The organism is Nitrobacter sp. MLSD-S21 (assembly GCF_058809865.1).
Window position 1 is genome coordinate 1 of the sequence record NZ_JBXASZ010000005.1, and the last position, 14261, is coordinate 14261.

Consider the following 14261-nt stretch of genomic DNA (forward strand, 5'->3'; position numbering starts at 1 on the left):
ACACATCCAGAAAAACGTCGAGATCCTCGTCAACTTCGTGCTCGATCGCCTCGGCCATGTCGTGTCGGCCACCATCGGGAAGGGATCGGGTGATCCGGTCTTCGATAACGCAACCAAGCTGACGCCGACATAGGTGCTTAAGAAAGTAGCAGAATAGCTTTCGCACGCTTTATTCTGTTCAATTTTTTCCGATTGCATCGCGCATAACTCCCGCCGAGTAGAATGGCTCGGCTCATCTTGAATGAGATGGCCACAGCATCGCTTTGCCCAGAATCCACGCAGATCACTGCCCAAATTTAATGCCGTGCAAGCACCTAACGGGGTGCATAAGCGATGAAAGGATAACCGGAGTTCAGCATCCATTGTCGGCAGGCAATCCGGAGCGGGAAAATAGACGCGCGAAAACCCCCGCGCGGGCAGCGAAATGCGGCCGCCGCCAAATTTAGTTCTTGGTTTATGTTTTCTGGAATATCTCGTTAGAGCGGCTTGCCAGCATCACTCGTCCCAGTTCGCCTGCTTACCCAGGCGAGGCGCCGTCCTCCGAAAAATCCTGCATTTTCAGATCTCCAATGAGGCGTCTGGGGTCGGCCTATGGCGTTCCTATGCCGATCGATGAAATTTTATGCAGTGCTCATCGTCAATAGCTCCAGCCTCACTCCTTCCCTTGGAATTCAATCGACGGAAATCGCTGACATGAGGGGCTAAGCGAGCATGAACGGGCATCCCCGCCTTGGCAGTCCGTCTTAGGTGCTGCCAAAGGCCAAGTGCGAAGCAGACCGCAGCAATAGCGAGTGCCGATCGGCTGGCACATGTTTTGCTTTGTGTGGCGCGGGACACGTTCAAGAGCTGTCCCCTGGTGATCGCTCTGCGGGATCTGGTCCCAGGAAACGATAACCCGCCCCTTCGTCGCTTTCTTAGTTTGGTGAGGACCATGTCCAACGCTCAAGAGGACAACCGAATACACGCGAAACGGCCGCGGCGCCTTACGTACCGCCGAAAGATAAGGCGTCGCTTTTCCGCGACCCCTCTTAGTTCTCGCGCGCATTGACCCTTCCAAGGAGGGGAATGCACCGATGACATCACAATCGCCATATTCGCAAACACTTCAGACGTCCGGGCGCACCGCGCGTCGTCGATTCGATCTCGGGATCTTGCAATTCGCCCTCACGCTGGGCGGCTGCAGCGCGCTCTTCGATGTAGGAGTCGCGCACGCCGAGCCTCTTTCCACGCCCAGCTTTTCTGGCCCGCTTGTGCCAAATTCCGACCCCTTCTCGATAGATGCGGGTCAGCTTGGTTCGGTTTTCGTCGGCGGCCAACTGATCGGAATCGGCGCACTCCAAACTCATCCCACCCACGCCGGGGGGACCGGCAATGAGGGCAGTTTCGTCGATGTGACCAGCGCTCAGATCGAGCTTCAAACGACCAAGGGGCCGGTGCAGTTCTACATTCAGGGGGGCGCGTATTCTGTGCCAGTCCTCGGCTCCTCCTATCTGCAAGCGACAAAGGCGACAGGCCAGCTATATGGTCCAGTTTCTGTTGCTTATGCCAAGGCGGTGATCAATCCTGAGCTGTCAGTTGTAGCGGGCCACCTGCCAACTTTGGTGGGGGCCGAGTCGACCTTCACCTTCCAGAACATCAACATCGCGCGCGGGCTGCTTTGGAATCAGGAGAACGCAGTCAACCGCGGCGTTCAGATCAATTATGGGCACGGCCCGCTCAGCGCGTCAGTGTCACTGAACGATGGCTTTTTCTCAGGCACATTGAACTGGCTTTCGGGCGCGCTGACGTATGCGATCGATTCGTCGCATTCGATCGCCTTCGTGGGTGCGGGCAGTCTGTCGCCAAACGACAAATCCTCAACCGCAACGCCGCTATTGCAGAACAATAGCAGCATCTTCAACCTGATCTACACATACACCAGCGGCCCGCTAACACTCACGCCATACCTGCAATACAACCACGTTGGGCGTGATGATCAACTCGGAATCAATCGCGCGGCCGGCACCTATGGAGGTGCCCTCCTCGCCAAATACACGTTGAACCATGAGTGGTCCCTCGGCGCCCGCGCCGAATATATAAAGGCGACCGGCGGAACGTGTGGCGCCGACCCTAACTGCACGCCGACAAATTTGCTCTATGGGGCAAAGAGCGACGCCTGGTCGCTTACCATCACTCCGACTTACGAGAAGGGCTTATTCTTCGTGCGTGGAGAGTTGTCCTATGTCCGAGTTGGCCATCTCGAAGCCGGCTACGGCTTCGGCCGCGATCTCAACCAACGCGATCAGGTCCGAGCGTTGGTGGAGACCGGCATTCTCTTCTGACGGCTACCGGCGCAGCACGGTCGAGGGATCACGCCGCTCCGGCAAGGGCGTATGGACGCGCCTTCCGCGGTAAGCGGAGGAACCCGGCGCGATACCGGACGGCGTTTATGAGTCCTAAGCCTAGTCTCCGATTCGCTTCAGCTCCGCGATCAACCGGTCCAGCGCCTCGGCAAGCATCGGCCCGCCGCACACCGTGAGATCTTCAGGAATCACGATGCGCCGCGATGGCGGATACATCTTCTCCAGCGCCGGGTGCAACAGAAGCGCGCTGCCTTCGTCTTCGGCGACATCGCTGCCGTCCGATATCAGGATAAGATCCGGTCGAGCGGCAACAATGGTTTCAAGCTTTGCAAACCCGCCGTGCGTAATGCCAAGACCGGATGCCGCGTTCGACAGCCCGGTGACCGAGAGCAGTGCACTCGTGAGGCTGTTATCGCCCGACACCCAGCCGCGTCGCGACAGCGCCAGCACCCGATAGGGCCTGCGCGCCGCCGCCTCCTTTGCGCGGGCCACCGCAGCGTCGAGCCGCGTGATCTGGATCTGCGCGCGGTCCGGATGCCGGACAAGATCGCCCATCCGGCGAATCTGTTCCTTCACGTCATCGATCGATGTTGCGAGATCGAATTCGACCACGCGCATCCCTTGCTGCTTCAGCAGCTCCCGCGTCGCGCGCTTGGTGTACTGGGTGGCAACAACGACGTCGGGTCTGAGCATCAGCACGTCCTCCGCCTCGCCGGAGAGCCGCCGATACTTCTTTGCCTCGTCCGCGGCGTAGGAGCGTGCGGCATCGCGCGAATAAGGGCTAAGGCCGACGATCTGTACCGGGTCGGCGAGCGTCATCAGAAGCTGATCGGTGCACAGATTAATCGACGCAACACGCGGCAGATCCGCGGCGTGCGCGGGCGTGACGATGCCGACGGTCAAGGCCAGGGCGACGGCGACAAGATCACCGTTTCTCCGGGCGGCGAAACCGGCCCGGATCGCCTTACGAAAGCGATGCAACCTCGTACGCCGCAACATCGCGATCAAACTTCCGCCCACGGCACGAGGACGATTTCACGTTCATGGTCGGCACGATAGGTTCTGATACGAAAGACCTCGGACATGATGGCCTCCGAAAGCGCGTCGGCAGGTGGTCCCTGCGATACCAGACGCCCTTCGGACATCACCAGAATAATATCGGCGAAACGCGCGGCGAGCCCGAGATCATGCGTCACCACGACAACCAGCGTTCCGCTGTCAGCCGTTGCCCGCAGTTTGATCAGGATCTCGATCTGATAGCGTGGATCGAGCGATGCAGTCGGTTCATCGGCCAAAAGCACTGGCGCTTCCACCGCCAGCACCCGCGCCAGCGCGACCCGGCAGCGCTCGCCGCCCGACAATTCCGTCACGCGACGATCGCTCAAATCTGTCACGTCAGCCATCTGCATCGCCCGCATCACGGCCGCGGCATCGTGGTCGGTCAGCCTTCCGGGATCGATCGCACCGTGCGGGTATCGTCCAAGCGCCACGACATCCTTTGTCGGTAGCGGCCAATGTATCTGGTGACCCTGCGGCAGATAGGAAAAACGGCGCGCGCGTTCCTGAAGGCTTAGAGATGATAGCGCGTCGCCGCAAACTTCGATCCTGCCTTTCGAGGGCAGTAGTCCCGCCAGCACCCGCAGCAATGTGGTCTTGCCTGCACCATTCGGCCCGACCAGCGCGACAAGGTGCCGACCGGGGAGTGCCAGCGAAATGTCGTGCAGGACGACTCTCTTTCCGAGGCTCGCCGACAGCGACGATGCGACGAGAACAGCCGTCTCGCTCATGCCACTCCTCCACCCAGCGCCCGCCGCTCGCGCACGATCAGGTAGAGGAAGAACGGCACTCCGATCAGCGCGGTCAGGACGCCAACCTTGATGTCCGAGGTCGAGGGAATGACGCGCACCGCGATATCGGCCGCGAGCAGTAGCGCCGCGCCGGTCAGTGCGCTCGGTACCAGCAGCCTCGCCGGATCGTAGCCGATCAGAGGGCGCATCAGGTGTGGGGCGACCAGCCCAATGAAGCCGATGGCGCCGGCCACCGCGACCGCACCGCCAACGCCAAGGGCAACGCCAAGGATCGTCCACAACCGAAGCCGGCCGACGTTGACCCCCAGGCTGAAGGCGGCTTCTTCACCGAGACTGAGCGTGCAAAACGCATGACGCTGGCTCATCAGGGTGGCAGCTCCCGCGACGATGAACGGCAGCGCCAGCGTCACATGCCGAAAGCTGCGGTCTTCCAGCGATCCCAGCAGCCAAAATGCAATTTCCAATGCCGCGAAAGGGTTGCTTGACAGGTTCATCGTCAGCGACGTCGCCGCGCCTGCAAGAGCGGAGATCGCCAGGCCGGCGAGGATCAGGATCAGCAGACTCGTCTCGCGCCCCGCGATCACGAGCAGCACGAACACTGAAATAAACGCAGCCAGGATCGCCGCCATTGGCAATACAAAGGAATGAATGTCGGCCAATCCCAGCGCGATCACCAGCACCGCGCCGAACGCCGCCGCCTGCGGTGCGCCGAACAGCGAGGGCGATGCCAGGGGATTGCGCAGGAGTCCCTGCAGGGCGGCGCCCGACAAACCGAGAATCGCGCCGATCGCTATCGCGAGGATCGTACGCGGCAAGCGGATCTCCAGCACAATGATCCGCTGAATTTCGCTACCGCCGCCAAACAAGGCATGGAGAATCGTTGCCGGCGACAACGCCACAGGGCCTATTCCCAGCGACATCAGCGTCAACACCGCGACACCCGCGCACAGCGCGAGCGTCACGCTCGCTCGCTGGCGGTCGGCGACGGTCACCATGTGACGTTGTAAGCACGGCAAGCCGCGGGTCCGGCCGGCTCGGCAGCGCATTTCGCGAAACCCATGACGGCCCTTTATTTCTGCCCTGTCATTTTCTGACCCGCCATCGTGCGCCGGAATGCATCACCGGCTGATCGCTTTGCGGCTTTTATCTGCTTCCGCGCATGCATGCCATGTTAGCGTCCGGATGGACACGCATGGCCGCCAATGCTCTCGCGGCAGCAGTAGGATTGAGGACAAATCCCCGCACCGCGTTGCCGTTTCACCGCTTGGCGAGCTTGATGCGGTCCAAACAAGCACAGCGGAAGACCCTGCGCAACCGCGAACGTTCCTCCGCATCGCAGCTAATATAGAGCGTGCAATTGACTTCAGAATCGCGCGAGATAGCGGGGCAGTTCGTGCTCGAATTCCGGGAAGTAGTGTGAAACCACGGAAATATCGAAGCGAGCGAGGATCGACTCCTTGGGCTCCCGTTCAAGCAGGAAGCGAAAGGCGGCCTCGATGCAGCGTTCGGGCGTGTGCTTTCCGGCGGTCAACTGCTGGCTCTTGACTTCAGACATTGTAACGCGGTGACGAGTCTCGCCCTTTCCTTCGCGCACCACGACTTCGAAGCTAAGTGCGCCGCCGTCGTCCACCCGCCGAACCTCGATCATAGGTTGCTCCTATTCACCACTGCTCGTCTCGTCTCAGCCTCATCGTCCTGATATCGCGCAATACGGCATCGGCCGATCTATCGCTCCGCGAGGGAGATCAAGCCTCTCTCTGAACCGATAGAACTCTCGCAAAAGGCTAAATACTAAATAGCGAGCTTGGTTGGTACCACTTGATAAATCAATAGAGTCTGTTCCCGCGTTTCGCGCTCTCGATTGTCCCCTTGAGATTGAACCTCTGTGTGTCAGCAAAGGACGGAAAACTATCGATAGGGCGAAGGACACATGCCGCAAACGGAGCAATCACCCGAGACGCCGTCGTCATTTGCGGCACCGCAGGTGAACGTTCCGAAAGGCGGCGGAGCTATTCGAGGATTGGGTGAGAAATTTCAAACCAATCCGGTGAATGGCACAGCAACCCTCTCCGTTCCAATTCCGCTGAGCAAGAGTCGCAGCGAATTTCAACCTGCACTCGCTTTGTCCTACAGTTCCGGGTCGGGCAATGGCCCTTTCGGACTGGGTTGGACGCTCGGCCTTCCTTCTATCTCCAGGCGGACGGACAAGGGCGTTCCGCGTTACGTGCCTTTCGCGCGCCGTGCCGAAAATGTCGCGGCAGCCGATGCTGCGGCAGATATCTTCCTGTTGTCCGGATCGGAAGATCTCGTGCCGATCACCGCAGCAGACGCGCCGTGGACAGCGTATCGGGAGGTGAGCGGCTACTTTGTGCGAGCCTTTCGACCTCGCATCGAAGGAACCTTTTCGCGGATAGAGAGCTGGACCCGCATCGCCGACGGCGACACCCACTGGCGCACCATTTCCCGAGACAACGTTCTCACCGTATACGGCGAAACGCTTGCGTCGCGCATTGCAGATCCTGAGGATGCACAGTGCATCTTCGAGTGGCTTATCTGCCGCAGCTACGACGATCGCGGAAACGCTATTGAGTATGAATATGCAGCCGAAGGCGATGATGGCATCGATATCACCCGCGCCAGCGAGCGCCTCCGATCCCGGAGCGCGAACCGGTACCTGAAACGTGTCAGGTATGGAAACCGCAGGCCGGTGCTGCTCGATGTTTCACTCGATTCGGCGCGCCGTAATCATCTTCCACGGCCGCAGATCGATCCGCAAACCGGATGGCTGTTCGAAGCCGTACTCGACTATGGCGACGAGCCATTTGCGCATGAACCCGAGGCGGAGGGATTCGAACGTGTGCGCTGGACGGACGATCTGCCGCTTCCAAGGCAGGCGCGTCGCGATCCGTTTTCGAGAACGCGCGCCGGTTTCGAGATCCGCACGCATCGATTATGCCAGCGAATTCTCGTCGCGCATCGCATGCCGGAGCGGCTTGGGACCGAGCGAACGCTCGTGCGTGACATTCAGCTCGATTACGACGCCAGATCGCTCGGCACACGTCTGGCGCGCGTCACGCAATCCGGATATCGGCCGCTCGAAGAAGGATTGTATCGGCGTCGGTCGCTACCCCCGTTGCTGCTGAGCTACAACCCCAGTCCGCTCGACGAGCCGACGCCTCAAAAGTGGAAAGTCGAGCAGCTTCCACGCGAAAGTCTCGAGAATCTTCCCGCGGGTGTCGCCGGCCATGGCTATCAGTGGATCGACCTTGATGGCGAAGGAATCGCGGGCGTGCTCGCGGAGGAGGAGGGCGCTTGGTACTATAAGCCGAATCGGGGGCACGGCCAGTTCGGCTCCGTTCAGGTGATCCGCTCAAGGCCCATCGGCGAGGGCGGCCGATCGCAGCTTATCGACCTCGACTCGGACGGCCGACTTGAGCTTGCAACGCTCGTGCAGGGCACCGGCGGATATTTCGATCGGACCGACGAGGAAGGCTGGACACCATTTCGGCCGTTCCGCGCTTTTCCACTCGTCGACTTCAGCAGTCCGAACGTTCGTCTGACCGATTTGTCGGGTGACGGGCTCGCGGACATTCTGATCATGGATGATCAGGCCATCACCTGGCATCCCTCCCTGGGCGACCTTGGTTTCGGCGAAGCGGTGCGCGTGCGCGTGCCATGGAACGAGGAGCGTGGTCCGCGTGTGCTGTTCGGGCAGGCGGATCAGGCGGTGTTCCTTGCCGACATGTCGGGCGACGGACTGTCCGATCTCGTTCGTGTTCGCAACGGTGAGGTCTGTTACTGGCCCAATCTTGGCCACGGCCGGTTCGGGGTGAAGGTTACGATGGAGGGTGCGCCTTGCTTCGACGAGGACGGCATCTTCGATGCGCGCCGAATCCGCTTCGCTGACGTCGATGGCTCCGGACCGACCGACGTCATCTATGCCGGACGCAAGGGCGTAAAGATCTTTCTCAATGAAAGCGGCAATGGACTGAGCCAGCCGCGCACGATCTCCGAAATGGTGCTGACCGATGGTGTGTCGCTCGATGTCATCGACCTGCTCGGCCGTGGGACAGCGTGCCTTGTGTGGTCGATCGCGCTTCCGAGCATCGCATGGCGTCCGGTGGAGTTCATCGATCTTGCGCGCGGCACCAAGCCACATCTGCTGGCGCGCTACGACAATCAGCTCGGTGCGGAGACACGGCTGACGTACAAATCCTCCACCGAGTTCTATCTTGCCGATCGAGAAGCAGGGCGGCCGTGGGTGACGCGTTTGCCGTTCCCGGTACACGTCGTTGAACGGGTGGAGGCGACCGACCACATCAGTCGAAATCGATTCGTGACGCGTTTCGCCTACCATCATGGCCACTATGATGGCGAGGAGCGCGAGTTTCGCGGCTTCGGCATGGTCGAGCAGTGGGATACCGAACGGTTTGCGGCGTTCGACGGCGACGGCTTACCGACAGACAATATCGCTGCCGAATCGCACGTGCCGCCTGTGCATACCAAGAGCTGGTTCCACACTGGCATTTACCTCGGCGCGGACCGTATCTCTCGTCTGTTCGAGCGTGAGTATTTTCGCGAGCCCGGTTTGACGCTCGCGGCTGCCCGCACCCAGCTTCTCGACGACACCATCGTTCCGCCCGGTTTGACACCGGAAGAAGAGCGCGAGGCCTGCCGATCTCTGAAAGGTACGCTGCTGCGCCAGGAGGTTTATGCGGACGACGCTGAGGGTCCGCGTGCGACACCTGCATGGACCCGACGAGCACGTACGCCTTACACGATTACAGAACAGAACTTCAGCATCCGGATGCTGCAGCATCGAGGCCTCAATCGCTACGCGGTATTCTTCACGCACGAACGTGAATCGATCACCCATCATTACGAACGCCATTCAGAAGATCCGCGCGTTCAGCATACACTGACGCTGGACGTGGATGACTATGGTAATGTGCTCAAGCAGGTTGCGATTGCTTATGGACGCCGCGTCTCTCCGCTGTCGACGCAATGGGACCGCACACGGCAAACATCCCCACTGCTGACCTATGTCGAGACACGCTTCACCAACGCCGTCACGCTGCCTGATGCCCAACGCAATCCACTTCCCTACGAGACGATTACCTTCGAGCTGACCGGCTATACACAGACGGCGAAGAGCGGTCGGTTCCAGGCCTCGGATTTTGTCGAGCCCGATCCGATGTGCGCAGATCGTCTGCGCCACAAGCGATCAGGCCCCGATATCGCTTACGAAGCGATAGCCACGGGGAGTCAGCGGCGGCGGCCACTTGAATGGGCGCGAACGCTCTATCGTCGCAACGATCTGGACGGCTTGCTGCCGTCGGGCGAAATTCAATCGCTTTGTCTGCCCGGCGAGAGTTACAAGCTCGCGTTCACGCCGGGTCTTCTTGATGAAACGTTCCAGCGCCGCCGCCCAGGACAGAGCTTCGAAGCTCTGCTGCCAGATCCTGCGGTTGTGCTGGGCGGACAGGATGCTTCGACCGGAGGCTACGTTGACCTCGACGGGAACGGTCACTGGTGGGTGCCCTCGGGACGCTCGTTCTTTCACGTGGAGGACGTTTCTGCGGCGGAGGAACTCGCAGAAGCTGGCGCTCACTTTTTCATGTCGCGCCGCTACCGCGGTCCCTTCGGCCAGGACTCGATCGTCGATTTCGATGCCTACGATCTGCTGATTACGGGGACGCGAGATGCGCTCGGAAATCGCATCTCGGTCGATAGTTACGACTATATCGTAATGCAGCCGACCACCGTCAGCGATGCTAACCGCAACCGGACGGAAGTCATCTTCGACACGCTCGGCATGGTCGTGGGCACCGCGGTCATGGGCAAACCGCTGCCGTCGTCGGCCGAAGGCGATTCGTTAGCTGAGTTCATTGCCGATCTCGATCAAGCGCAGCTCGACGGCCTGTTCGGGAGTGTCGATCCTCACGCTATCGCGAGGACGCTCCTTAAAGGCGCCACCACGCGTATCGTCTACGACGTAGATCGCTTTCGACGTACGCAAGCGGCCTACCCGGACGACCCGACACAGTGGCAGCCGAGTTGTAGCGCGACGGTCGCTCGCGAGACGCATGTCAACGCGCCGTTGCCACAGCAGGGTCTGAAGATTCAACTCACTTTCGCTTACTCCGATGGCTTCGGCCGCGAGATTCAGCGGAAGGTTCAGGCGGAACCGGGACCGCTCGACGCCAACGATCCGCGCGCGCCCTTCGTCAATCGACGCTGGGTCACCACGGGCTGGACGATTTTCAACAACAAAGGCAAGCCGGTTCGCCAGTTTGAGCCATTCTTCAGCGCCACGCACAGCCACGAGTTCGGTGTTCGCGTCGGTGTAAGTCCCGTGCTCTTCTATGATCCGGTCGGGCGGGTGATCGCTACACTGCATCCGAACCATACCTATGAGAAGGTTGTGTTCGATGCCTGGCGCCAGACGACGTACGATACGAACGATACTTGCGCGCCGCGTCAATCGCAGACGGGCGATCCACGGACTGATGAGGATATCGGCGGATTTGTAGCTGCGTACTTCAAGGCGCAATCCCCTTCAGCTCCGCTGTGGAGGACGTGGCATGAACAACGCATCGACGGCGAGCTAGGGAAGGAAGAGCGCGTTGCCGCCCAGCGTGCCGCAGCTCACGCCGACACCCCGAGCACGGCGCATCTCGACGTGCTCGGCCGTCCCTTCCTGACGGTAGTAAGGAACCATGTCGTCTGTGCTGGCCACGATCTCGACGGCCGCGAAGATGCTTTTGCAACGCGTGTCGAGCTGGACATCGAAGGCAATCAGCGCGTCGTCCGCGATGCAGTTCAGCAAGGCGACGATTCGCTCGGCCGGATCATGATGCGCTACGTCTACGACGTTTCCGGCAATCGCATTTACCAGTCCAGCATGGAGGCTGGCGCGCGCTGGAAACTCCAGGACGTACTCGGTAACTCCATTCGAGCGTGGGACAGCCGCGGGCATGTCTACGCGACCGCGTATGACGCCCTGCGACGCCTGGTCGAGACGACGGTGCGCGGCACAAGCGCAGAATCGGATCCTCGTACCTTGGATCGCGATATTCTGATCGAACGCAGCGAATACGGCGAAGGTATTGCAAATGCTGAAGCGCTCAATTTGCGCACGCGTATTTTCCGTCACTTCGATTCGGCTGGATTCGTTATCAGCGCGAGAGTCGACGCGAACGAGATGCCTGTTGAAGCTTTCGATTTCAAAGGAAACCTGGTTCACAGCACGCGCCGCCTCGTTGCAGATTACAAGACGATTCCCGACTGGAATCTGAATCCGAAGCTGGATTGTGAGGTCTTTGAAAGCAGCACGCGCTACGACGCGCTCAATCGACCGATCCAGTCCATCGCACCGCGCAGTAATTTCGTGCGCGGAGGACGATCCAAGCCGTTCAACGTCGTCCAACCGGTTTTTAATGAAGCGAATTTGTTGGAGCGCGTCGATGTCTGGCTCGAGCGGATAGACCAACCAGTTGCGCTGCTGGATCCGGAAGACGAGCCACCTTCATCGGTGGGCGTCGCCGATATTGACTACGATGCCAAGGGTCAACGTTTGTCCATTGCCTACAAGAACGGTGCGTGCACGTTCTACCGATACGATCCGCTCACGTTCCGGCTCGTCGAACTGCACACCCGAAGCGAAGCGGCTGACCGGTTACAGAACCTTCATTACACCTACGATCCATCGGGCAACATCACGCACATTCGCGACGACGCGCAACAAACGATCTTTTTCAGAAATAAATGCGTCGAGCCGAGCAACGATTACACGTACGACGCGCTTTATCGATTAATCGAAGGAACCGGTCGAGAGCATCTGGGACAAGGCGGCACATCCGTCGCGTACGCTCCCGACGATTCGGCTCGTGTGGGTCACGGCTCGGCCGACTCCGCCGGACGCTTGGCCCCAGACGACGGCAACGCGATGGGCAGGTACATCGAGCGCTACGTGTACGACGCCGTCGGAAATTTCCTGAAGATGCAGCATCGGGGTAGCAATCAGGCGAAGCCGGGTTGGACACGAGCGTACGAGTACGAGGAAGCGAGTCTGATCGAAGACGGAATGGGCGGCACGCAGCTCAAGACGACCAACCGGTTGACCCGCAGCACGCTGAAGCCGGGAAGCGATTCTCCACAGGGCGAGTCCTATTTGTACGATGCCCACGGCAGCTTTGTCCGTATGCCTCATCTCGGCGGGGGCGCGCCCGGTCCAAACATGCACTGGGACTACAACGACCAACTGCGTCAGGTCGATCTGGGCGGCGGCGGACAGGCGTTTTATGTCTACGATGGATCAGGCGCGCGCATCCGCAAGGTGTGGGAAAAGGCGCCCGGCCTCACCGAAGAACGCATCGATTTCGGCGGCTTCGAAATCTTTAGGAGGCACGAAGGCGCCGGCGCGAGCGGCATCAGCCCACAGACCGCTGCGCTGGAGCGCGAGAGATTTCACGTGAAGGACGACAAGCAGCGCATCGCCTTGGTGGAGACCCGTACTGTCGACACCGCGCAGGACGATCCGATGCCGCGTCAATTGATTCGATATCAGTTCGGCAATCATCTCGGTTCCGCCTGCCTCGAACTCGACGACCGGGCGCGGATCATTTCGTATGAAGAATATGCGCCGTATGGCAGCTCAACCTATCAAGCGGTTCGCAGCCGGACCGATACGCCGAAGCGATATCGGTACAGCGGCAAAGAGCGGGATACCGAAAGCTCGCTGTATTACAGCGAAGCGCGGTACTACGCCGATTGGCTGGGGCGATGGACGGCGTCCGACCCGAAAGGGCTGGTCGATGGATCGAACACCTACGCCTATGTTCGTAACAACCCACTAAGCTTTACCGACTCGACCGGCACGCAATGTGACCCGACCACTCAGTCTTGCGTCGATCCGACGCTGGCGACCGTCGACGATCAATCGATGACCTGCCACGCGCCCGACTCGTCGAGCTTGACGGCCGCAAGCGGCGCAAGTTCTCTGTTCGGGAACTTCATGAGCATCGCCGGTTCGACGCCTCCGGTAGCGGCCGCCGCACCTGTGCAAGCGGCGAATTCGGTCGATGACCTGCTGACGTTCCTGCATGCGCAGGCGGGGTTCGAGACGGGTGCGGTCAGGCCGCCGACCTTCAATTCTCGTACCGCCAGTCCGTTCGGAACAGCCGCCCATGCTCAGGCGACGAATGTCCTCGATGACATGAAGCAGCTCGGCTATCTGGGTGCGGAGAATATTTACTCCGAAGTGCGCGTCGTGAACGGCGTCGTCACGCAAATCGGCGGCGTCCCGGGCGGTCCAAAGGGAGCGCACAATCTGGACGTCGTCGTGACTCAGCCGGGGTCGACGCTTGCGGTGGGCGATGACATCTCCGGCGGTTCTGCCAGATTGCTTGGCGATCTGAAATACGGCGGCGGCGTCATCGATACGAAGTACGCCGTCCACGGATCGCCGCTGGCCACGATCAATGGACGCACGACCTCAGGTCCGATGCCGGCGTTTCCGGAGATGGCGGCTCCGGGAATGACGGGCGGCGCCCGATGGCTCGCCGCAGGTGGAGGCGCATTCAATGCCGCCGGCGGCGTCTTCATGTTGGCAAGCATCGACACCGAGCACGATCCTGGCATCGTTACCGCAGGCAAGGTGACCAGCGGAGGCGCAAGCCTGGCTGGCGGTGGAATGATGGCCGGCGGCGCCTGGCTGGGCAGGGCAGGTCTTGTCGCGGTGGGCGGGACGGTCGCTGCTGTCGGATCGATCATTGCAGCTCCGATTATGGTCTATGAAATGAGGCCCAGGGGTTGGATCGCGATTGATCCGGTTTTGAAGGAGCGGGCCATGCAGCGATACCGCAATGGTGAGAACGTCAACCCGTTCTGCGCGCAATGTCATGGTCCTGGAGGCGCGCTGGATCCGAACAATGACTGGAATGCCGGTGGCGCTCGCCGCGCCGCTTTTGAGAGGAGATTGCAATGGAAATATCTAGGCGACTAGTCGACATCGATTACTTCACACGCAGATCAACCCGCCTGCCAGCTCGCTTGCCGTTCTGTTTTATTCGTCCGTCTGCGCAGACGCGAGCGCGGACAGCTATGGAGC

General features: G+C 60.3%; 6 protein-coding genes. 2 read left to right on the top strand and 4 right to left on the bottom strand.

What is annotated here, in order from left to right:
• Window positions 1-1073 precede the first annotated feature (1073 nt).
• A complete protein-coding gene (locus AC1RT6_RS14675; protein ID WP_079448217.1) occupies window positions 1074-2321 on the top strand; it encodes an outer membrane beta-barrel protein in 1248 nt (415 codons plus the stop codon).
• 120 nt (window positions 2322-2441) lie between these two features.
• On the opposite strand, the gene AC1RT6_RS14680 is transcribed toward AC1RT6_RS14675, so the two are convergent.
• From AC1RT6_RS14680 to AC1RT6_RS14695, 4 genes are all read right to left on the bottom strand, one after another.
• Window positions 2442-3341 carry an ABC transporter substrate-binding protein gene (locus AC1RT6_RS14680; protein ID WP_079448216.1) on the bottom strand — a complete coding sequence of 300 codons (900 nt, stop codon included), beginning with the start codon at window positions 3339-3341 and terminating at the stop codon, window positions 2442-2444.
• Between the two features lie 5 nt (window positions 3342-3346).
• Window positions 3347-4129 (bottom strand): ABC transporter ATP-binding protein, encoded by a 783-nt coding sequence (locus AC1RT6_RS14685; RefSeq protein WP_079448215.1) that lies wholly within the window; start codon window positions 4127-4129, stop codon window positions 3347-3349.
• A complete protein-coding gene (locus AC1RT6_RS14690) occupies window positions 4126-5145 on the bottom strand; it encodes a FecCD family ABC transporter permease (RefSeq protein WP_079448214.1) in 1020 nt (339 codons plus the stop codon). The genes AC1RT6_RS14685 and AC1RT6_RS14690 overlap by 4 nt, the downstream gene beginning before the upstream one ends.
• 368 nt (window positions 5146-5513) lie before the next feature.
• Window positions 5514-5798: a hypothetical protein gene (locus tag AC1RT6_RS14695; protein WP_079448213.1), complete on the bottom strand. Its 285-nt coding sequence runs from the start codon at window positions 5796-5798 to the stop codon at window positions 5514-5516.
• 282 nt (window positions 5799-6080) lie between these two features.
• On the opposite strand from AC1RT6_RS14695, the gene AC1RT6_RS14700 reads away from it, so the two are divergent.
• Window positions 6081-14156 (top strand): SpvB/TcaC N-terminal domain-containing protein, encoded by an 8076-nt coding sequence (locus AC1RT6_RS14700; RefSeq protein WP_493029514.1) that lies wholly within the window; start codon window positions 6081-6083, stop codon window positions 14154-14156.
• The last annotated feature ends 105 nt before the right edge of the window (window positions 14157-14261 follow it).